The organism is Rhodococcus sp. B7740, from assembly GCF_000954115.1.
Taxonomy (GTDB): domain Bacteria; phylum Actinomycetota; class Actinomycetes; order Mycobacteriales; family Mycobacteriaceae; genus Rhodococcoides.
Genome location: NZ_CP010797.1, coordinates 957,008 through 979,434 on the forward strand (window position 1 = coordinate 957,008; position 22,427 = coordinate 979,434).

Sequence of the window (22,427 nt, forward strand, 5' to 3'; positions counted from 1 at the left end):
CCGCCACGTCGACGTGGCGGGCTCTGCTCTACTCGTGTCGCAGGCTTCAGCCCCGGGTGAGTTCGAGCATCGCGATCTCGGGCGGAGCGGCGACGCGAACCGGTGGACCCCACGCGCCCGCACCCCTGGTGGTGTACAGCGTGGTGTTGCCGATCGTGTCCAGCCCTTCGACACTCGGCTGCTGGAGCGGCACCAGGTACCGAATCGGCCAGATCTGACCCCCATGCGTGTGCCCGGACACCTGCATGTCGACTCCGAAGTCGGACGCCTCCACCGCCTGCAACGGCTGATGCGCCATCGACAATACGAATCGATCCGGGTCGATCCCGTCCAATGCCGCGGCGAGATCGGGTTCGTACGGTGCCGGTGCGGTGGCGTCGTTGATGCCGGCGATATCGATCGCGGCGTCACCACGAGTGATCGTCGTGCGCTCGTTGCGTAGAACGTCGATGCCGAGCGTGGACCAGAAGTCGAGCCATTCGCCGCCGTCACCCGCATAGAACTCGTGGTTGCCGCTGACGGCGAACACACCGAGCGGGGCGTCGAGGTCGCGGAGCGGCTCCAGGTCTTCTCCCACCAGAGCAACCGTGCCGTCGATGAGATCGCCGTCGAGCAGCACGACATCAGGATTTCGAGCGTTGATCGAATCGACGACCTTCCGTACGAACCCCGCACCGCGGGAGGGGCCCGCGTGCAGGTCCGATACCAATGCCACTCGGACGCCGTCGAATTCGGCCGGTAGCCTGTCGAGCGTAACGGCGGTGTTCGTCACCCGCGGAGTTGCCGCCTCGACGAGTCCGTACCCCACTGCGACCACGCTGACGAGTGACACCGCCGCTGAGCCGATCCTCGACACACGGAGTCGAGCCGCGGACGAATCGCGATGCCGCGCCGCGAAAACCACTCTCACGACGGTGCAGATCACGGCCACCAGTACGGTTCCCAGGAACAGGTACAGCACCACGGCGAGCCACGTGAGCCCGACGAACGCGGGGCCCCGTGCCCAGGACGGATCGAATGCGACGCCGCTGCCGAAGCCGATCACCGCACACAGCCACAACAGCGCCAGCACAGCATCGACAGCCCTCTTGGGACGTGTCGGCATTCCGGTGACGGAAAGGTATCGCCAGTGTAGGAACAGGGTGACGAGGAGCAAGAAGACACCGACGAAAATTACGCGAGACATGTTCTAGTACAACAACTTTCCGAGTAGATCGAAGAAATCCGGAGAATCCGAAGTCGGCACGGTCGTCGCGGTGCCGCCCGTCCGGGCCGAGATGTCGGTGAACGCGGTCGCGTCGGTGTTATCGCCGATCATCACCACGTTCACTGCGACCGGACGTTCGGCATCGGATGCCGAGTTCAGGTCGGTGAGCAGGTCTTGAGTGGACAGCGATGGGTCGTCGTTGGGACCGTCGGTGATCAGCACCACGGAATTGACGCGTCCGGGGACGAACCCGGCCACGGCATCGCGATAGGCGGCCAGCAACGACCGGGCGGAATGCGACGCGGATTCCGGTGTCAACGCCGCTGCACCGGAATTCAGCGCGTCGCGCCTGGAAGCCGCTGCGACCTGAGCCGCCATCGGGCCGGTCGGAACGTCGACGCGATAGGGGAGCGAGTCGTCCAGATCCTCGCTGAAGCTCCACAGGCCCAGCTCGGTGGAGTCGGGTACTCGCTGGAACTGCTCGCCGAGGGCGCGAACCGTGTTCTGCAGCCGAGTCGCACTGCCCTCGCTCGTGCCCATCGACTCGGACGCGTCGAGCAATACGGTGGCTCGACGCGGCAGGACCGGATTTCGCAGTACGTCCAGCAGCGCGTCGACAACCGGTCCGGAGGGAGCAGCGACGGTGCCGGAGTTCTGTGTTTCGCCGACGCCGAAGCCCGCATCCGTGAGCAGCTGCGCGCCGTCCGGCTGGCGGACGAAATCGACGAATGCGGCGGCCGCCCTGGTCGAGGTCTCGTCGCCGGAGAGTACGGCCGCGGGATGATCGGCAACGGGAGTGAAGCCCTGAGGTCGAACGGCAGTCAACGTCGACGAATCGGTCGACGCCAGTTGCTGTTCGGTGACCGGAACAGCGTGGACGGGGGCGTCGGGGCCGGGCGAGCTCTCCAGGGCGGCGAGTGAGTCGTAGGTTGTGGATGCAGACGTTGCGGAGGCTCCGGTGTCGGTGACGGCAAGCTCCGACACGGCCGAGACCAGTTCTCTCGACGAGACCTGGTCGAGGGTCAGTGCGGTGGCCGGATCGCCGCGTACCCCGGCAGCGATGGCGCCGAGCGCGAGTGTGGTTGCGCCGGCATCGGATCCGGTCGGCAGTGCGAGACGGAGTGCGCCCCACTCGCCGAGGCCGAGTGCCTGTGGGTCGCGTTGCAGGCGGACCAGGTCGGCCCAACTCACCGACGTGAGAGAGTCGGCCACGGCGGACGGCACCGCGAGTACCACCGGACTCGCCGCGAGTGGCCGCGGGGTGCCGTCGAGGGCTCCTCGGTCGGTCACGGCCGCGACGTCGCCCGACGATTGAGGTATCCACAGGCCCGGCCGAGCGCCGAGTGCTCCGACGTCCCAGTTGTCGATACCGGCGTTCAAGGCCATCCGGACGGCATCGGAGGCCGTGGCTCGAACCTGCACCGTCACACAGTGATCACGGACCACCGGTGCGGTGTCGTTGAACCGAGCAGCCAATTGTTCGACCGGCCCGGAGATGTCGGGATCGGCGGCGACAGTGAGCACCGCCGATCCCTCCACACAGGTGTCGGCAGCTTCGACCCCTTGATCGAGGATTCGATCCCGCAGTTGAAACCATCCGAACACGGCCGCAGCGAGCACCGCGATCGTGATCACGACGATCACGGGTCCGGCGGCTATCGAACGCCCGCGCCCTGTGTTCCGATGTTCACCCACGTGATCGACAAGTCCGTCAGGCGTTGACGGCCTTGTACTCCCGTCGGCGACGATGCAGGATCGGCTCGGTGTAGCCGTTGGGCTGGCTGGTGCCCTGGAAGATCAGGTCGCTGGCAGCCTGGAAAGCGATGTTGGTGTCGAAGTCGGGAGCCAACGGCTTGTACGTCGGATCGGATTCGTTCTGACGGTCCACCACCGGGGCCATCCGCTTCAGCGACTCGCGCACCTGATCTTCGGTGACGATGCCGTGGCGCAGCCAGTTCGCGATGAACTGACTCGAAATACGCAGCGTCGCACGGTCTTCCATGAGTGCGATGTCGTTGATGTCGGGAACCTTCGAGCAGCCGACGCCGTGGTCGATCCACCGCACGACGTAGCCCAGGATCGACTGCGAGTTGTTGTCGAGTTCGTTCTGCTTCTCCTCGTCGGTCCAGTCCGTGGACGGTGCGAGAGGAATTTCGAGAATGTCGTCGACGGTGGCGCGCTTGGCCTGTGCGATTTCGTGCTGACGGGCGAAGACATCGACCTTGTGGTAGTGCAGGGCGTGCAAGGTCGCAGCGGTGGGGGAAGGAACCCACGCAGTGTTGGCACCGGCCTTGGGGTGGCCGATCTTCTGCTCGAGCATGTCGTGCATCAGATCGGGCATGGCCCACATGCCCTTACCGATCTGTGCCTTGCCTTCGAGGCCGGCAGCGAGACCGGTGTCGACGTTGAAGTCCTCGTAGGCGGCGATCCACTTCTCGCCCTTCATCGCTCCCTTGCGTACGACGGGACCTGCCTCCATCGAGGTGTGGATCTCGTCGCCGGTGCGGTCGAGGAAGCCGGTGTTGATGAACACGACGCGTTCGGACGCAGCCTGGATGCACGCCTTGAGGTTGACCGTCGTGCGGCGTTCCTCGTCCATGATGCCGACCTTGAGTGTGTTGGCCGGCAGGGAGAGAACCTGCTCGACACGGCCGAACAGCTCCGCGGTGAACGCGACCTCGTCCGGTCCGTGCATCTTGGGCTTGACGATGTACAGCGAACCGGTGCGCGAGTTGGACAACACATTGTCCGAGGTCAGTGAGTGCATGCCGGCGAGCGAGGTGAACAGAGCATCGAGAATTCCCTCTGGCACCTCGTTGCCGTCGGCATCGAGGATCGCATCCGAGGTCATCAGATGACCGACGTTGCGGACGAACAGCAGCGAGCGACCGTGCAGCGTCAGTTCCGAACCGTCGACCGAGGTGTATGTGCGGTCCTTGTTCATCGCACGGGTGAAGGTCTTGCCTCCCTTGGAGACTTCCTCGGTCAGATCGCCCTTCATCAGACCGAGCCAGTTGCGATATCCCAGAACCTTGTCGTCTGCGTCGACGGCCGCGACGGAGTCCTCGAAGTCCATGATGGTGGTGACAGCGGACTCGAGCAGCACGTCCTTGACGCCTGCCCCGTCGGTCTCGCCGATCGGGCTCTCGGGGTCGATCTGGATCTCGAAGTGCAAGCCGTTGTGCACGAACAGAATTGCCGACGGCGCGTCGGGCGTGCCCTGGTAGCCGAGCAGCTGCGACGGGTCCTTCAGCCCGACCGTGCTGCCGTCGGCGAGGGTCACCGTCAGCGAGGCGGCATCGACGACGTATCCGGTGGTACCGACGTGCGAGCCGGAGCTCAGGGGCAGCGCCTCGTCCAGGAAGTTCCGCGCGAAGGCGATGACCTTGTCGCCACGGACCCTGTTGTAGCTGGTGCCCTTTTCGGCACCGTCGGTCTCGGGGATGGCGTCGGTTCCGTAGAGAGCGTCGTACAGCGAGCCCCACCGTGCGTTGGACGCGTTGATCGCGAACCTGGCATTGAGGACAGGCACCACCAGCTGCGGGCCTGCCGTGGTGGTGATCTCGGTGTCCACACCGGACGTGCTGATCTGGAAGTCTGCCGGCTCGTCGAGCAGGTAGCCGATCTCCTTCAGGAATGCCTTGTAGGCGGCGCGATCGTAGTTCGGGCCCGCGTGTTCGCCGTGCCAGGCGTCGACCTTGCCCTGGATCTCGTCGCGGACCGCCAGCAGTGCCTTGTTCTTGGGAGCGAGATCGGCGATCACCGACGCGGCACCGGCCCAGAAGGCATCGGACTCTACGTCGGTACCCGGCAGCGCCTCCTTCTCGACGAAATCGAATAGGACCTTGGCGACCTGAAGTCCACCAGCCTGCACACGATCGGTCATGAATTCCTCACTCTTTCCGGTCACGGACACCGGTGACCGGTGTCCCCACGACAACGCTGTCGATGTTACTCGGCGGTAGGTCCGACGCCGAACTCGCCGCCGACCAGTAAATTCTGGCATCGAGCGATCAACGCCGAGCGCAGAGGTGCCGCTTCGCTCGACAGTTCTCCCTGCGCGCGCACGTATTCGGCTCGTCCGGCCGGTGTCTCGATCCGAATGGGTTCGAGATCGAAGCCGCTCAGGTCGTACGGACTCGCGCGCATGTCGATCGTTCGCGCGTGCAGGGCCAGCTCGAAGCAATCGGTGAGAAACTCGGAATCGATCAGTGGCCCCAGCTTGTAGCACCACTTGTAGAGATCCATCGAGGCATGGATACAACCGGGTTGCTCGGATGTCAGACGCGACTCCGGTGACAGCGGGAGAGCGTTGCGCGGCGCTGCATCGGGGGTGAAGAACCGGAAGGCGTCGTAGTGGGTGCAGCGCAACGTCATCGAATCGACCACGGCGTCGGTTCCCTCGTGCCCCAGGCGCAGTGGCACCTGCTCGTGCCGCTGCGCCGAGGTGCCCCCGCGGTAGACCATCGCCCACTCGTGCAATCCGAAACAGCCGAGCACCGGTTGCCTGTCTCGGGTTGCGGCGAGCAGGCCGAGGGTGAATTCGATGCTCGATCGTCGACGCTCCACCAGATCCGACCGCACCCGAAAGCCCGGTCCGTCGTCGGTGTCGACCTGCTCGTAGGACGCGAACGCCGCGAAATCCTGCGCGCGATCACCGGTGAGGACGACGCCGTGACCTGGATTCCATCGACGCAGCTGACCCGGGCGGTGGCTGTAGTAGGTGAACAGGAAATCGAGTACCGGATGCACGCCGCCGTGGCCCCGGTCCGTCAGATAGTCACCGACGAGGTCCTCCACCCGTGCCGCGTGCGCGGCACGGCGGGAGGTCCACTGTCCTTCGCTCAACGTCGAGTCGGGCATTCACACGTTCCGTGGGGGAGCGGCCGCAGACTTGAAGCTGGACGACGACTGACCCGGACGCGGACCGGCCACCCGGTGCGTGCCGTCCCGAACCGTTCCGACGAACTCCTCGACCAGGTCCTCGAGCGCGACGATGCCGACCGTGGCACCCGTCGCGTCGTGCACGGCACCGAGATGGCTGCTGGCCCGACGCAACTTGGTCAGTGCGTCGTCGAGCACGGTGTCGATGGAGACCACCGGTAGTGCTCGCACGTCGCTGCGCGGAATGACCGTGTCCGGTCCTGCCGATTCGTCGGCCATGGCTTCGAGTACGTCCTTGAGATGCAGGTAGCCCACGAGTGCCCCCGAGGCGTCGCGGACCGGATAACGAGAGAATCCCGTTTCGATGACGGCGCGTTCGACGGAGCCCAGTGTGGGTCCGAGGGTGTGGTCGGGTCCGGACAACTCGATGCTGCGAACCTGGTGAGAGGGAATCAGGACCTCGGCCACGGTCCGTCCGGACGTCTCGAGGGCTTGCCGCAGTCGTCGATGCTCCTCGGCATCGATCAGTCCCTCGGATCGTGATTCGCCGATCATCTGCGACAACTCGACCGCAGAGACCGAGGAACTCAGCTCGTCCTTGGGTTCGATCCGCAGCAGCCGAAGGGTCAGGTTGGCGCACATGTTGTAGAACGAGATCAGCGGCAGTGCCACCTTGATGAACAGCAGATGGATGGGCACCAGAACCATGGCAGTGCTCTCCGGACCCGCGATGGCGATGTTCTTGGGCACCATCTCGCCGATGAGAATGTGCAGAACGACCACGAGCGTCAACGCGATGGCGAAGGCGATCGGGTGCAGGAAGGACTCGGGAATACCGACTGCCTCGAGCGGCACCTCGATCAGGTGTGCCACCGCAGGCTCCGCCACGCGTCCGAGAAGAATCGAGCAGATCGTGATGCCGAGCTGGGCCGCTGCAAGCATCTGCGACAGGTTCTGACCGGCCTCGATGACGCTCTGCGCACGCTTCTTGCCTTGTGCGAGTAGGGCTTCGAGGCGGTCCCGCCGGGCCGAGATCAGGGCGAACTCGGCCCCGACGAAGAATGCGTTGCCGGCGAGCAACAGGACGGCTAGACCGACGCCGAGGAAATCACCCATCGATCTCACCCTCCGACCTCATGCGAGCCACCGCAGCTGCGTCGACGGGCAGAAGAACCACCCGGTCGATGCGGCGGCCGTCCATCCGAAGCACCCGGGCCACCCAGCCGCCGTCTCGTTCGAGTGGATCCTCGTTCGCCGGGGAAGGCAACAGAACTGCATCCCCCTCGGTCGGAATACGACCCAACTCCGTCAGCACGAGACCGCCGATGGTTTCGTACTCGCCCTCGGGTGCCGAATACCCCGTGGCCGACGCGACCTCGTCGATACGCAGCAGCCCTGCACAGTCCCATCCGTCGCCCGATCTGGAGACATCGAGTTCCGGCTCGTCGTGTTCGTCGCGCACGTCACCGACGATCTCTTCGATGAGATCCTCCATGGTGACCATGCCCGCGGTGCCGCCGTACTCGTCGACGACGAGCGCGACCTGCATACCGTCGGCGCGTACCCGCTCCATCACTGCGTCGCCGTCGAGACTGGACGGTACGACGGGAACGTCGCGAGCCAGGGATTCGACCGTCGTCGACCGCCGGTGCGCCCCGGCGACGGTGAACGCGTGCTTGATGTGAACGACGCCGACGGTGTCGTCCAGGTCGCCGTCGACCACCGGAAAACGTGAGAAGCCGGTCCGCGCAGCCGTTTCGATCAGATCGGCCACGGTCGCGTCGGTGGCGAGTGTTTCGATCTTCACTCGCGGCGTCATCAGTTCCTCGGCCGTGCGATCGCCGAACTGCAACGACCGGTCCACCAGTCGGGCGGTGTTCTCGTCGATCGACCCCTGCCGCGCCGACGTGCGGACCAGCGAACCCAGCTCCTGCGGCGACCGAGCGGATCTCAGTTCCTCCGCCGGTTCGATTCCGAGCCGGCGCACCAGCCAGTTCGCCGAGCCGTTGAGTCCGTTGATGGCCCACTTGAACACCAGTGAGAACCCGGCCATCGCACCGGCGGTGACGCGAGCGGTCGACATCGGTTTCGCGATGGCGATGTTCTTGGGAACCAGCTCACCGAAGATCATCGAGAACGAGGTCGCCAGGATCAGCGCCACTGCGAGCGAGATGCCGGCGGCGAGGGTCTCGGATGCGCCCAGTGCGTCGGCCACCGGCCGAATGAAACCGGCCAGCACCGGTTCGGCGAGATAACCGGTGATCAGCGTGGTGATGGTGATGCCGAGTTGGGCACCGGACAGCTGAAACGACAGAGTCTTGTGGGCGTGCAGAACTTGGCGTGAGCGGAGGTCACCGTTGTCGGCCTGTGACTCGACCGCACTGCGTTCGAGGGCAGTGAGGGAGAACTCGGCCGCGACGAACAGCGCGGTGCCGGCCGTCAAGGCCACGAAACCGAGCAGGCTGGCGATGGTGATGAGAAGTTCCACGCGTCAACTCCGCCTGAGCCGAGGCCGTCGAAGCTGGGACAGGAGCATTGCGCCGCCGGAGTGCACGTGGCTGCCGAAATCGTGTTCGCCGGGTTTCTCTCCCGGCTCGATAGAGGATCCCTCCGAAGTGGAACCGTCGTCGTGTTGTTCTGCGGTTGCCGTGACGGCAACCGAGATAGTGGGTGCCTCGGGCACCTGATTCCCTTCTGTCGGTTCGCGTTGCGGTCCCTTCATGGGGAGCCGACGTCAGGCCACACGCCGAGAATCGATTGCTCGAATTGTCGACGAGTGACGAGCGCGAACAACTGTGTCTGCTGTAGGCGAGAGTCTAACCGTGTCCGATCGTCACCACCCGGAGGGCAGGGGCCGCCCCTCGGCGAATCCGGCGGCGGACTGGACTCCCAGAACGGCTCGTTCGGCCAACTCCGGGAGCGAACGGGCTCCCGCGTACGTACAGGTACTGCGAACTCCGGCACAGATGTGATCGATCAGATCCTCGACACCCGGCCGATCGGGATCGAGGCGCATCCGCGAACTGGAAATGCCCTCCTCGAACAAGGCTTTGCGGGCCCGGTCGAACGCCCCGTCGGTTGCGGTACGGGCGGCAACGGCTCGCTTGGACGCCATGCCGAAGCTCTCCTTGTACCGATTGCCCGATGCGTCCACTCGCAGGTCGCCGGGCGACTCGTAGGTGCCGGCGAACCACGAGCCGATCATGACGTTCGCAGCACCGGCAGCCAGCGCGAGAGCAACGTCACGGGGATGGCGCACACCGCCGTCGGCCCACACCGAAGCCCCGAGTTCGGCTGCCGCAGCCGAACAATCGGCCACAGCCGAGAACTGGGGGCGTCCGACGCCGGTCATCATTCGCGTCGTGCACATCGCGCCCGGTCCTACGCCGACCTTGACGATGTCCGCGCCGGCCTGCACCAGATCGCGCGTCCCCTGGGCGGACACCACGTTGCCGGCCGCCAGGGGAACGCCGAGATCGAGAGAGCGCACAGCAGCGAGGGCTTCGAGCATCTTCTGCTGATGGCCGTGCGCGGTGTCCATGACGAGCACATCGGCACCGGCCTCGACCAGTGCGGTCGCCTTCTCCGCCACATTGCCGTTGATACCGACGGCGGCAGCGATGCGCAGGCGGCCCGACGCGTCGACCGCGGGCGCGTAGATACCGGTCCGAACGGCACCGGTCCTGGTCACGACACCGGCCAGGGAGCCGTCGTTCTCGACGACAACGGCGAGATGGGCATGTGCCGCTTCCATCAGCTCGAAGACTTCCTGGGGCGACGCATGGCGAGGAGCGCGCACGAAATCGGCCGACGCCACGGAACTGAGTCGAGCGAATCGGTCGACGTCGGCACAGGCGCTCTCGGTCACCACTCCGATCGGCTTGCCGTGTTCGACGATCACGACCGACCCGTGTGCGCGCTTGTGCACCAGCGCCAAGGCGTCGGACACGGACGCATTGGGGCCGAGGACGACAGGTGTGTCCGCGATCAGGTCACGGCTCTTGACGAATGCGACGGTCTCGGCAACGGCCTCGGTGGGCAGGTCCTGCGGGATCACGGCGATCGCTCCGCGACGTGCGACGGTCTCTGCCATCCGCCGTCCCGACACCGCGGTCATGTTCGACACGACGATCGGGATGGTGGTGCCCGAACCGTCGACCGTGCTCAGGTCGACGTCGAACCTGGACGTGACGTCGGTTCGGTTGGGGACGAGGAAGACGTCGTCGTAGGTGAGATCGTAGGGCGGAAGGTGACCATCGAGGAACTGCACGTTGATCGAGACTACCGGTCGGCCGCATTCGGGGCCGAAGCCACGTCCCCTGTCTCCGTTTCGATGCGGGTCGACGCCTGGGTCCGAGACAGTCGAATCGTCGTCACCACCATGACGAACACCGCTACGGCGATGACGGCGAGGGACGTCCCGTCGGTTCTGATTCGCTCGTCCAGGACCGTGATGCCGATGAACGCCGCGCCGAGTGGTTCGCCGATCGTGACCGCCGGTAGTGACGCGGACAGCGGACCGACCTGGAAGGCTCGCTGCTGCAGATAGAACCCGAGAACTCCGGATCCCACCAGCGCGTAGGTCTGCCAGGCTGCCAGGGCCCCGAGCAGATCGCTCTCCACCAGATCGGTGACGAACTTCGTCAGAGCCGCAGCCAGACCGAACAGCAGCCCTCCCGCGGCTCCGAGCAACAGAGCCCGCGCGCCGGGCGCTCGCAGTACGAGCCCGCCCACCGCGGCGCCACCGATCACGACCGCGGCGATGATCAGCGGAATGATCCAATCGGCCAGCGGGGCGTCGGTATTGCCTTCACTGGGATCGCCGACCACGATGAACACCGCAAGAGCGGTGGCCAGGAGAACGGCGAGTGCCCACGTCGAAACCGGGAGTGCCCGGCCCGCCAATTTCGCCGACATCGGGAGTGCGAACAGCAGGGCGGTGACGAGCAACGGCTGCACGACCAGCACCGAACCGACCCACAGTGCAGCGATCTGAACCGCGTAGCCGCCGCCGTCCCCGAGTACGCCCACCCACCATCTCGGGCTTCGGATCAGGGCCGAGAGCAGCGATGTTCCCTCCGGAACCGACGCGGCGGCGCTCTGCTGTGCCACCGACGCAGAGGCGAACAGGAATGCCGACACCAGCGCGAGCAGGATCGACAACCAGGAGGCGGTCACCCGCGTCGTCCTCGGGTGCCGCCTCGCCTGCCTCCGGAACGCCCGGGTCGCTCGTGTCGGGCGGGTGCGGCACCACGCCGCGAACTACGAGGGGCGGGTGATTCCGCCGCCTCGGCCGGGAGCGGTCGGCCGATGGGGGTACGCGCCCCCGTCAACCGACGCCACGAGGTGGGATCGGTCTCGGTGTCGATCACCGTCGCCGAGACACCGGCGTCGCCGGCCATCGCACGCACGTGATCGAGCTGATCGGCGGTGGCCAACGTCACGACGGTTCCGCTGGCTCCGGCACGCGCAGTGCGGCCCGCGCGGTGCACGTAGTCCTTGGAGTCCAACGGTGGGTCGACGTGAACCACGAGGGTGACGTCGTCGACGTGAACCCCACGTGCTGCGACATCGGTGGCGATCAGCGCGGTCGACTCGCCGTCGCCGAAAGCGGCCAGCGAGCGTGTGCGGTGAGCCTGAGTCTTGTTGCCGTGCAACGACGATACCGATACACCCAGACGGCGACAGTCGTCGGTGAGTCGGTCGACCGCGTGAGTGGTCCGGACGAACAGCAGCGTGCGACCGTCCCTGTTGGCAAGTGCGGCAGCCACTTCGGTCTTGCGGGCAGCATCGACCCTGAACACGTAGTGCGCGATGTCGGGCTCGCCGACCGACTCCGCCGTCGAATGTTCGGCCGGATCGTTCAAGAACTTCTCGACCAGGCGGTCGACGTCCTCGTCCAGGGTCGCCGAGAACAGCAGTCGCTGCCCGCCGGCCGGTGTCGCGGCGAGGAGCGAATCGACCTGGGGCAGAAATCCCATGTCCACCATGCGATCCGCCTCGTCGATCACGGTCACCTCCACGCGATTCAACGTGATCGAGCGTCGGGCGAGCAGGTCGTTGAGGCGACCGGGGGTGGCAACCACGATGTCGATTCCGCGCTGGATCTCTCGGACATTGCGCTCGAGCGGGACGCCGCCGACCACACCGACGCTGCGTAGGCCGAACGTCGCACCGTGGATGTCGAGGACTTCCTGGATCTGGAGCGCGAGTTCGCGAGTGGGAGCAAGCACGAGCCCACGCGGAGCACCGGGCTCACTGCGACGGCCGGCAAGCCGCACGAGCAACGGAAGCCCGAACGCGAGAGTCTTTCCCGATCCGGTCGGAGCACGGCCGAGTACATCGCGGCCCTCGAGCGCATCGGGCAGGGCCGCGGACTGGATCGGAAACGGCTCCGAGACACCCGCTTTCCTGAGCGAGTGGACGAGAACCACGGGCAGTCCCAGTTCTGCGAACGATCGAACGGATTGACCCGGCATGGCTGTGACCCTACCGCTGCGTCGACCACGCGTCGGAATCTTCTTGTCGGTGCCCCGCGCAATACTTCGAGTAGAACGCACGTTCGATCGGCGTTCGGCACCGTGATCGCCGAGGGGGCGATCGCACGCAGAGTGTGGGGGAGCTATGTGCAAGATGTGTCAGGGCTACAGCGTCGACGAGTACATCGAAGGTGTGAAACGCACCATCGACAGGTGTGGGTGGGCCTTGCAGTACGTGGAATCGGAAATCGATCTCGACGGTATCCATCCGGCGTTCTGCTACACGGTCGGTCTGACGAATTTCGGCAGCCCGGAGATCGTCATGACCGGACGCGGGCCACATGAGTCCTCGCGAATTCTCAATTCGCTGGGCGCCTCGGTGGCCTCGGGAATGCTCGAGCTCGAATCCGGAATCGGTTGCACTGCAGCAGGATTCGAGCTGTTCACCATCGACGTACCGGACTGTGCGGAAATTCTGTACGCAGCCTCCGACGTCTACGGCCAGGGGTGCTTCAGTGCGGTGCAGGCGGTGTGGAAGGACCTCGAAGGTGCACTGCCGTGGGAAGGGATCCCGTCGACGGTGGTCCAACCGATTCTCGGGCCGGTACCCGGCTGACCGGTTCCCGTGCTGTACCGGTGGCGCTGCGTGGTGAACGCAGCGCCACCGGCGGAAGCTTCTCGGTCAGGCTTCGATCTCGGAACGATCGCCGCTCCACAGGGTGTGGAACTTTCCTTCCGAGTCGGTTCGCTCGTAGGTGTGCGCCCCGAAGAAGTCCCGCTGACCCTGTGTCAGAGCGGCAGGTAGACGCTCTGCCCGCAACGCGTCGTAGTAGGAGAGCGAGGACGCGAACGCGGGGACCGGAATGCCCAGTGAAGCCGCGGTGACGACCACTCGACGCCAGCTGTCGATGGCGTTCTCGATGGCATCACGGAAGTACGGGGCCAGGATCAAACTGGGCAGTTCGGCGTTGTCGTCGTACGCGTCCTTGATGCGATCGAGGAACCGAGCGCGAATGATGCAGCCACCACGCCAGATCGTGGCGAGGTCACCGGGATGCAGATTCCAGTCGTATTCGGTGCTGCCCGCGGCGATCTGATCGAAGCCCTGTGCGTAGGCGACGATCTTGGACGCGTACAGAGCCCGACTGATGTCGTGCGTGAACTGCTCTGCGTCGGTCGGCTTGTCGGCGAGTGTTCCGGAGGCGAGTCCGACGGCTGCCTTGCGCTGAGCGCGTGACCCCGACAGAGCCCGAGCGAACACGGCCTCGGCGATACCGGTGACGGGAACGCCGAGGTCCAGAGCCGCCTTGACGGTCCAGCGACCGGTGCCCTTCTGCTCCGCAGCGTCGACGATCACGTCGACGAGAGGCTGACCGGTCTTGGCGTCGACCTGGCGGAGAACCTCGGCGGTGATCTCGACGAGGTAGCTCTCGAGGTCTCCGTTGTTCCACTCGGTGAACACGTCCGCTACCTGAGCGGGCGTGTATCCGAGCGCGTCACGGAACAGGTTGTAGGCCTCACCGATGAGTTGCATATCGGCGTATTCGATGCCGTTGTGGACCATCTTGACGAAGTGGCCGGAGCCGTCGGGCCCGATGTGGGTGCAGCACGGCGTGCCGTCGACCTGCGCCGCGATGGATTCCAACAGCGGTCCGAGGGCCTTGTAGGACTCCGCGGGTCCGCCCGGCATGATCGACGGTCCGTTGAGCGCGCCTTCTTCGCCGCCGGAGATACCGGCACCGACGAAGAGCAGTCCGCGCTCCTTCATGGCGGCCTCGCGCCGGATGGTGTCGGTGTAGAGGGCATTGCCACCGTCGATGATGATGTCGCCCTCCTCCATCGCGCCTGCAAGTTCCTCGATCACGGCGTCGGTCGGGTCGCCTGCCTTGACCATGATGAGCACTCGGCGCGGTTTCGCGAGGGCGGCGACGAACTCCTCGATGGTCTCGGTGCGGATGAAGTTGCCCTCGGTGCCGTGCTCGGCGATCAGGGCATCGGTCTTGGCCACGCTGCGGTTGTGCAATGCGACGGTGTGACCGTGATGGGCGAAGTTGCGGGCGATGTTGGAGCCCATGACGGCGAGTCCGGTGACTCCGATCTGAGCCAGTTCTGTCGGTTCTGCTGCTGAGGTCATACAGACAGCTTTCCTTGCCGCGAGATTTCGCGCGAGCCAACCCCCCGGCCGGTGTCGAAGCCGGCCACCGCCAACGACGAAGGGTGCCGCATTCGCGAAGAATGCGGCACCCGTTCGTGCATTTCGGGTCGGATCACGACCTCACGGTGACGAACCGATCAGTGGCTGCGAGCCGGACCGTCGAAACCGTCGTACGAACGCCGTTCCGTGCGACTGCGGAAGCCACCGGACCGGTGCTCGTCCTGGCGGGGACCGGATGCCGGACGGCGATTGTCGGAGCCACGGCCTTCGTATCCACGACCCTCGGAGCCGCGGTACGAGCCCGAATCGGAGCGACGCGGACGATCGCCCTGGTAGCCCTCGCTGCTGCGGGGGTTGGATCCCTGGTATCCGCCGCCGCTGCGCGGGTTGGAGCCCTGGTAGCCGGTGCGGGGACGGTCGCCCTGGTAGCCCTCGCTGCTGCGGGGGTTCGAGCCCTGGTACCCGCCACCGCTGCGCGGGTTGGAGCCCTGGTATCCGCCACCACTGCGGGGGTTGGAGCCCTGGTATCCGCCACCACTGCGCGGGTTGGATCCCTGGTAGCCGGGACGGCTGTTCCGGTCGCGGGGAGCGGACTCGGCGCGCAGGGGCTCACCGGTCGGCTTCTTCGCTCCGGTGATGCTGTTCAGCTCGGCCGAACCGGGCGAGACGTTGACGGCGGTGGCCTTGACGCCGGCCATCCCGGTCAGACGCAGAACCTGACGACGCTGGTTGGGCAGCACGATCGCGACAACGGTGCCCTTCTCTCCCGCGCGTGCCGTACGTCCCGCGCGGTGCAGGTAGTCCTTGTGGTCTGCGGGCGGATCGACGTGGACGACCAGGTCGATACCGTCGACGTGGATTCCACGAGCAGCAACGTCGGTGGCGACGAGGACGGGTGTACGGCCGTTCTTGAAGCGCTCGAGAACGCGGGTGCGCTGATTCTGAGCCTTGCCACCGTGCAGTGACTCCGCGGCGATACCGAGCGCACGCAGGCGGTCGGTGATTCCGTCGCAGCCCAGCTTGGTACGCGCGAACATGATGGTGCGACCGCCTTCGCGGGCACCGATCTCGGACAGAACGAGATCCTTCTGACCCCGGTCGACCATGAGCACGTAGTGATCCATGGTGCGGACGCTGGCTTTGCCGTCCTGGGTGGAGTGCTCGACGTGATCGGGCAGGAACTGGCGTACCAGCGACTGAACCTCACGGTCGAGGGTGGCCGAGAACAGCATGCGCTGTCCGTCTGCCGGAGTGTCGGCGAGGACGGCACGAACCTCGGGCAGGAAGCCCATGTCGGCCATCTGATCGGCCTCGTCGAGCGCGGTGATCTCGATGGAGTCCAGGATGCAGGTGCCCTGACGCAGATGGTCGGCGAGGCGACCCGGGGTGGCGACGAGGACGTCGACTCCACGTCGGAGCTGCTCGACCTGCTTGTTGAACGGGGTGCCGCCGACGGCGGGCATGACGCGCAGGCCCTGCGCATTGGCGTAGGGGGCGAGGGATTCGACAACCTGGAAAGCGAGCTCGCGGGTGGGGACCAGCACGAGCGAACGGGGGCGCTTGGCCGCCGGGCGGTCGGTGTGCAACGACAGGCGCTGCAGGATCGGCAGGCCGAAGGCGAGGGTCTTGCCCGAGCCGGTCTGCGCACGGCCGAGGACGTTCTTACCGGCGATGGCGTCGGGGAGTGCCTTCTCCTGGATGGGGGAGGGCACGGTGATCGAGTTGCGCGCCAATGCGGCGACGACTGCCTCGGGCAGTCCGAGATCGGCGAACGTGAATGCCGGTGCCGCTGCGGGCGTCGGAACTGCCGTGGTGTCGGAAGCGGTGGAAACGGGTGTGTTGGAAACAGCGTGGGTCACGCAGTAAAGCCTCTCCGGATTGCGGGCACGCCAATAAGCCCGAAGCTGAGAGCACCCGAAGAACCGGGAAACACGAAAAACAGCCAGAACACATTGATACGAGCCAGGGCACTGTCACCTGGCCATCAGAATGCAGACGAGAACTGCATAAAGTGGGGCTGTTTGTGCCATTTCGATTGCTAGGCCGCGATGGCGACCGGTCTCTACTGTACGGGACGTACCGCCGATTGTTCGACTCGAGTCGATGTGACCTGTGCGACCCCGATCGCCCACGGGACTCACCCGACGAGCTTGCTCAATTCCTCCAGCCACGGCATGGCGACGTAGATCGTGGGAAGAACGAGGATCACCACGGCCGCAGCGTAGGCAGCCGCAGCGATGCGCACATCGGCACCCGGGCCGCTCAAGCGCTGGACACGGATGAGGGTGTGCGGCCCTCCGGCCGCCATCGCACCACGCGGTGCAGTTGACCCGGCGCAGGTGACCAGTGCCCTGGCCAACGGTGTGGGTCCGGTGACCTTGACCGCCGAGTCGTCGGCGAGCAGCTCGACCAGCAGCTGCACGCTGCCGAGCGCCGACTTGCTGCGGACGATCCGAGGGAACGCTTCGTTGACGGCGGTGAATGCTTCGAGGACCAGGTCGTGGCGGGCGCGCAGGTGTGAGCGCTCGTGACTGAGGATGGCAGTGACCTCCGCCTCGGAAAGACTGGCCAACGTTCCACGGCTGAGCACCACCCGCTGACGCAGACCCGGTAGACAGTACGCGATCGGTTCCGCCGCGTCGAGCACGCGGATGTCTGCATCGCGGAGACCACGGAAAGGGTTCTCGCCCCGATCGCTTCGATCCAGCAGATCGACGAGCACGCGATGCCTGGAACGTCGACGACGGGTTCTGACCGCTACCTGAACGACGGAGAACATGAGCTTGGCACCGATGCCGAGCGTGATGGCGAGGACGACGACGTAGAGGATCCACAGGGGCAGGCCGAGAGCGTCGATCTCGTCGGTCGGTGCCGTCGTGGGCCGACCGTCCGGACCGGGGACCAGCAGCAGTCCGCCGATCGCGAGGCCCGAGCTGAAGGCCGAGAGCACAGCAGCGAGGGCAATTGCCTGCCAGAGCACCAGAGCCGCGCGTGGTGACCGGTACGGCCAGCTCGCGCGGGCGAGCACTGCCGGAACCGGCCCAGCCAGGATCAGCGCGAGTACTGCGAATACCAGCGCAGTCGTCGAGTTCATGTCCTCACTTACTGCCGCGAGCGTCAGTCCGTCGGACGGCCATCTCCAGCCGAAGGGGACTTCGATGTCGATTGTGCCACTTCCAGAGCGGCGAGCGCCTCACGGAGGGCGGCGGCTTCGTCGGCCCCGACCTGTCCGACGAAGTGGACGAGTGCCGCTGCGCGTCCACCCGATGCCGGTGCCTGCGACAGCGCGTCGACCATCAGGCTCGCGACCAGCTCGTCGCGGCCGTGCAACGGGGCATAGCGATGCGCTCTGTCGTCGCGTTGCTGCACGACCAACTTCTTCTTCGCCAGCCGCTGCAGGACCGTCATCACTGTCGTGTACGCGAGTTCGCGATGCGTCGCCAGCGCCTCGTGCACCTGTCGAACGGTCTGGGGATCCGACGACTCCCACAGATGGTCCATCACTGCACGCTCTAGTTCACCAAGACCAGCCATTCGTCCGAGTCTACGGCTACTCCGACGCGGATGCGTACTACTCGTGGTAGTACCGACCTGTCGGCAGGTGTGGGATCGGTCATAGGCGGTGTCGCGACGAATCGGCGGGTCTCGACCGCGGGAATCCCGCGGCGAATATTCTGTGCTGTGATCGTGCCGCCCCTCGGCCCGACTTTCGAGAAGTGAGCGGAGACGAAAGCGTGGACTGGTTCGATTCCCTGTCGTTGATCGACGGCCCGGTACCGGTGATCGTGTCCGTTCTCGGTGCCCTCGGTGGTGTGTGGCTGCTCTTGTCGAGATCGCGGCGATACGCCACGCGTGCGCTGCCGATCGCCGCGACGTCATCGATCGTTGCCACGACGATCGGCTACGTGGTGGTCGAGAAGGTGTGGCGACCGTTCCCGGACCCGATAGAGACCGCGATCTACGTGTGGATCGGCGTCGGTCTCGCTGCGTTGTTCACGATGGTTCCCAGGTCTTTGGCCGCTCGAGGGGTGCTGGGCACCTCGGCGTCCGTGCTGGCGACGGTGTTCGTGGTGGCGGCGTCGGCCCTGCACGTCAACTTGGAGTTCGACGCCTACCCCACCGTGGGCAACGCTCTCGGGGCCGAGTCCGCGGCGCGCATTCAGTTCTCGGATGTGCCCGCTGCGGTGGCACAGACCGTCACCGGCACGCCGCTCGACTCGGTCTGGACCGCGCCCGCCGACCTGGCGTCCGCCGGGAGAATCACCTCCGCCTCCATTCCGGCCACTGCGTCGAACTTCTCCGCACGAGATGCGCAGATCTACCTGCCGCCCGCCTACTTCGCCGATCCTCGTCCGCTCCTTCCGGTCCTCGTGCTGCTCGCCGGTCAGCCGGGAGCACCCGAGGACTGGCTCAACGGTGGAAAGCTCGCCGAGACCATGGACAACTTCGCCCGCGATCACGCGGGTCTCGCGCCGGTCGTCGTCGTCGCGGACGGGACCGGGTCGTCGATGGCCAATCCGCTCTGTGTCGACTCACCCCTGGGCAACGTGGACACGTATCTCTCCCGAGACGTTCCCGACTGGATCGACACTGCGCTGCAGGTCGATCCGAATCGCGCGCACTGGGCGATCGGTGGATTGTCCTACGGCGGTACGTGTTCGATACAGATGGCGACCAATCATCCCGATGTCTATCCCACGTTTCTCGACCTGTCCGGTCAGCGTGAGCCGACTCTCGGCGATCGAGACCGAACGGTGCAGCAGGCCTTCGGAGGAAACTCCGCGGCGTTCACTGCCGTCAATCCGCTCGACCTGCTGAAATCACGTCGGTACCCCGACTCGGCCGGTATTTTCGTCGTGGGGTCGGACGACAACGACTACAAACCGGGCCAACAGGAAATGTACGACGCGGCGAAGGCCGCCGGAATGGATGTGCAGTACGTGGAGGTACCGGGCGGACACAGCTTCGCTGTGTGGTCGGAAGGCCTCCGACGTGAGCTCCCATGGTTGGCGACGAGGACAGGGTTGATTTCGTGAACGTGACCGATCCGGAACGACCGTCCTCGGCCGACGCCGAGGCACCGACTTCGGGTGTGGCAGGCGCGCACGATCCCGCCGAACCGTCCTGGATGCGCACGCGCACCGAGTCTCTGAGGTCGGGTGCGTCTGCGGTGATGCGCCAGCTTCGCCGGCTGTGGTCGCTCATCGTGTTCGGTGCCGTGGGAGCACCGGTCAGTTTCGCGTTGCTCGCCGTCGTCTGGGTCATGGGCGTCGTCGCCGCTGTCGTGGACGACCGGGGCGAGATGGACAGGTACTTCGCCGTGGGCATCATGCCCTTCGAGCACTGGCACCTGTGGACCCCGCTCACCTCGGGTCTGGCGGCACCCAACATCGCGGGATGCGTGGTGGCCACGATCGGGGTGTTGGTCGCCGCCGCTCCGATCGAGCGCCGGATCGGATCCCGTCGCTTCGCCGTCGCGGCCTTGGTGACGCAGGTGGCCGGTTCGCTGTTCGGCCTCGGTCTTGCGGTCCTGGCCAAGACCTTCGACGCGGATTGGGGGTTCCGGTTGCACGTCGGAACCGCTGTGGGTCCGACGACCTGGATCTTCGGCGTCGTGCTGGTCGCGACCTCGCGAATGGATACGTTGTGGCGCAGGCGTATTCGTGTCGGCGTGCTGGCCCTGTTGGTGACGTTGGCTCTGTTCGGCGGGCACCTGCAGGACGTCGTTCGGCTCGCCGCCGCGGTGATCGGTCTGATCGTGGGCCCGTGGATCGTCGGTCGGTCGGCACGTGGCCCGCGATTGGCCGGTACCCAACGCGAAGGTCGTGTGCTGGTTGCGTTGATCGTCGCCGCGAGTGCCCTCGGCCCGGTGCTGGCGGCACTGAGCCCCAACGCTGTCGGGCCGTTCGCGGTACTTCGAGATGTGGTGCGGGGGGTTCCGTACACGGCGGCCGAGGTGCGCGAGATCTGCGCCGACGCGACCACCGACCCGGTCGAATGCCGTCGTGGTCTGCTCGATCTCAGACTCGGGGGAGTCGGCCCGACCATCCTGAGCATCATGCCGTCGCTGTTCCTGCTGGTGGTCAGTGACGGCCTGCGCCGAGGCAGGCGATTCGCGTGGGCGATGGCGGTGGTCTCGCAGGGAATTCTGCTCGCGCTGTCGGTGGCCAACTTCGCGATCCGGTTCCTCGAGTCCGGTGACGACCAGTCCCTGTTCTACGGTTTGGAATCGCCGACGGCGTACCGCACTGCGGTGCCGTTCCTGCTGCCGCTGATCGTGTTGTTGGTCCTGTTCGTCACCCGGAAGTTCTTCGACGTGTCGGCACCTTCGGGAACCTATCGGCGATGGGCGGCCTCGGTGGTCGGGGTGGCGGTCGGACTCGCTCTGATCTACTCGATCGGTGGGTATCTGGCCCGAGGCGGATTCGCCGATTCGCCATCGTTCGGCGGCTTGCTGGCGGACTTTCCGCAACGGTTGATTCCCCCGGTCTACCTGCAGTGGCTCGAGCCCTCCCTGCTACCGCAGAACACGCCGACCACCCTGCTCTTCGAGTGGACCGGCGTGGTGTTCTGGGTGGTGGTGTGTGTGCTCGCCGCGAGTACCTTCCTGACCCCGGTGTACGGCAGCGAGACCGACGCCACCGAACGGGCACGCGAATTGCTCATGTCGAGCAGCGGGTCTGCCCTGTCGTGGATGACGACCTGGCGCGGCAACAAGTACTGGTTCGGTCCCGACGGCCGCAGCTATGTCGCCTACCGAGTCATCTCCGGCGTTGCACTGACCACCGGGGATCCCGTCGGTCCGCGGGAATCCCTGCGGGACAACGTCGTCGACTTCGCCGAGTTCGCATCCGAGAACGGATGGATACCGTGCTTCTACTCCGTCACACCCGACGTCCGCCGCATCACCGACTCCCTCGGTTGGGGAGGAATCCAGGTCGGTGAGGAAACTGTTCTCGACCTCGACGGAATCGCATTCACAGGTAAGCGATTCCAGGACGTGCGGACTGCGCTGAACAGAGCGAAGAAGGCCGGCGTCGTCGCCGAGTGGATTCGCTTTCCTTCTGCCCCGCTGGCGATCACGGACCAGATCACTGCGATCTCGGAGGAATGGGTCGCGGACAAGGGCATGCCCGAGATGGGCTTCACTCTCGGCGGTCTCGAGGAGGTCGACGACGAGAACGTGCGGTGCCTGATCGCCGTCGACGAGCACCGGACCGTGCACGGTGTGACCTCGTGGATGCCGGTGTACGAGGACGGCGTCATCGTCGGATGGACGCTCGATTTCATGAGACGGAGATCCGAGGGTTTCCGGCCCACGATGGAATTCCTCATCGCTTCGGCCGCTCTGCTGCTCGAACAGGAGGGGGCTCGATTCCTCAGTCTGTCGGGAGCACCCCTGGCCAAGGTCGACGAGAAGCAACCCGAACATGTCTCGAGTGCCGAGCAGTCTACGCTGTCGGGCTTGCTCGAACGGTTGCTCGACGTCCTCGGGCGCACCCTCGAACCTGTATACGGATTCCGTTCGCTACTGGCGTTCAAGTCGAAGTTCCAGCCTCGCTACGAACCGATGCACATGACGTTCGCCGATCCGGCCGCACTTCCCAGCATCGGTAATGCAATCGGTCGGGCGTATCTGCCGGACGTGTCGATCGGTCAGGGCTTCAAGCTGGTGCGCACGATGATCGAGCGGTGAGCAGCG

General features: G+C 65.7%; 16 protein-coding genes. 3 read left to right on the top strand and 13 right to left on the bottom strand.

Annotated features, from left to right (window positions below):
- Positions 1–46 precede the first annotated feature (46 nt).
- The 9 genes from NY08_RS04490 to NY08_RS04535 all read right to left on the bottom strand — a co-directional run bounded on the left by NY08_RS04490 (position 47) and on the right by NY08_RS04535 (position 12,570).
- Positions 47–1,186: a metallophosphoesterase gene (locus tag NY08_RS04490; protein ID WP_045195104.1), complete on the bottom strand. Its 1,140-nt coding sequence runs from the start codon at positions 1,184–1,186 to the stop codon at positions 47–49.
- A 3-nt stretch (positions 1,187–1,189) separates the two neighbouring features.
- Complete coding sequence (locus NY08_RS04495) at positions 1,190–2,851, bottom strand: substrate-binding and VWA domain-containing protein (RefSeq protein ID WP_052683717.1); 1,662 nt, start codon at positions 2,849–2,851, stop codon at positions 1,190–1,192.
- Positions 2,852–2,918: 67 nt separating this feature from the next.
- Positions 2,919–5,093 (bottom strand): malate synthase G, encoded by a 2,175-nt coding sequence (locus tag NY08_RS04500; RefSeq protein ID WP_045199726.1) that lies wholly within the window; start codon positions 5,091–5,093, stop codon positions 2,919–2,921.
- Between the two features lie 65 nt (positions 5,094–5,158).
- A complete protein-coding gene (locus NY08_RS04505; protein ID WP_032398132.1) occupies positions 5,159–6,070 on the bottom strand; it encodes a hypothetical protein in 912 nt (303 codons plus the stop codon).
- Positions 6,071–7,207, bottom strand: a complete 1,137-nt coding sequence (locus tag NY08_RS04510; protein ID WP_045195106.1) for a hemolysin family protein — start codon at positions 7,205–7,207, stop codon at positions 6,071–6,073.
- A complete protein-coding gene (locus NY08_RS04515) occupies positions 7,200–8,579 on the bottom strand; it encodes a hemolysin family protein (RefSeq protein WP_032398130.1) in 1,380 nt (459 codons plus the stop codon). The genes NY08_RS04510 and NY08_RS04515 overlap by 8 nt, the downstream gene beginning before the upstream one ends.
- 345 nt (positions 8,580–8,924) lie before the next feature.
- Positions 8,925–10,361 carry a GuaB1 family IMP dehydrogenase-related protein gene (locus NY08_RS04525; RefSeq protein WP_032398129.1) on the bottom strand — a complete coding sequence of 479 codons (1,437 nt, stop codon included), beginning with the start codon at positions 10,359–10,361 and terminating at the stop codon, positions 8,925–8,927.
- 11 nt (positions 10,362–10,372) lie between these two features.
- The gene (locus NY08_RS04530; protein WP_045195111.1) at positions 10,373–11,269 is read right to left on the bottom strand and encodes a DMT family transporter; all 897 of its coding nucleotides are present in this window, start codon (positions 11,267–11,269) and stop codon (positions 10,373–10,375) included.
- Positions 11,266–12,570, bottom strand: coding sequence for a DEAD/DEAH box helicase (locus tag NY08_RS04535; protein ID WP_045195113.1), 1,305 nt, complete (start codon positions 12,568–12,570; stop codon positions 11,266–11,268). The genes NY08_RS04530 and NY08_RS04535 overlap by 4 nt, the downstream gene beginning before the upstream one ends.
- 145 nt (positions 12,571–12,715) lie before the next feature.
- Between NY08_RS04535 and NY08_RS04540 the strand changes: the two genes are divergently transcribed.
- A complete protein-coding gene (locus tag NY08_RS04540; RefSeq protein WP_045195115.1) occupies positions 12,716–13,186 on the top strand; it encodes a DUF4262 domain-containing protein in 471 nt (156 codons plus the stop codon).
- A 66-nt stretch (positions 13,187–13,252) separates the two neighbouring features.
- Here the strand turns inward: NY08_RS04540 and gndA are convergent, their stop codons facing one another.
- The 4 genes from gndA to NY08_RS04560 form a co-directional block, all read right to left on the bottom strand.
- Complete coding sequence (gene gndA / locus NY08_RS04545; protein ID WP_045195117.1) at positions 13,253–14,704, bottom strand: NADP-dependent phosphogluconate dehydrogenase; 1,452 nt, start codon at positions 14,702–14,704, stop codon at positions 13,253–13,255.
- A 158-nt stretch (positions 14,705–14,862) separates the two neighbouring features.
- Positions 14,863–16,584: a DEAD/DEAH box helicase gene (locus NY08_RS04550; protein WP_045195119.1), complete on the bottom strand. Its 1,722-nt coding sequence runs from the start codon at positions 16,582–16,584 to the stop codon at positions 14,863–14,865.
- A gap of 278 nt (positions 16,585–16,862) precedes the next feature.
- Positions 16,863–17,819 (bottom strand): M56 family metallopeptidase, encoded by a 957-nt coding sequence (locus NY08_RS04555; protein WP_045195121.1) that lies wholly within the window; start codon positions 17,817–17,819, stop codon positions 16,863–16,865.
- 23 nt (positions 17,820–17,842) lie between these two features.
- Positions 17,843–18,259, bottom strand: coding sequence for a BlaI/MecI/CopY family transcriptional regulator (locus NY08_RS04560; RefSeq protein WP_032398122.1), 417 nt, complete (start codon positions 18,257–18,259; stop codon positions 17,843–17,845).
- 200 nt (positions 18,260–18,459) lie between these two features.
- On the opposite strand from NY08_RS04560, the gene NY08_RS04565 reads away from it, so the two are divergent.
- Both NY08_RS04565 and NY08_RS04570 read left to right on the top strand, forming a co-directional pair.
- Complete coding sequence (locus tag NY08_RS04565; protein WP_045195124.1) at positions 18,460–19,761, top strand: alpha/beta hydrolase; 1,302 nt, start codon at positions 18,460–18,462, stop codon at positions 19,759–19,761.
- A gap of 92 nt (positions 19,762–19,853) precedes the next feature.
- Positions 19,854–22,421: a bifunctional lysylphosphatidylglycerol flippase/synthetase MprF gene (locus NY08_RS04570; protein ID WP_045199727.1), complete on the top strand. Its 2,568-nt coding sequence runs from the start codon at positions 19,854–19,856 to the stop codon at positions 22,419–22,421.
- The last annotated feature ends 6 nt before the right edge of the window (positions 22,422–22,427 follow it).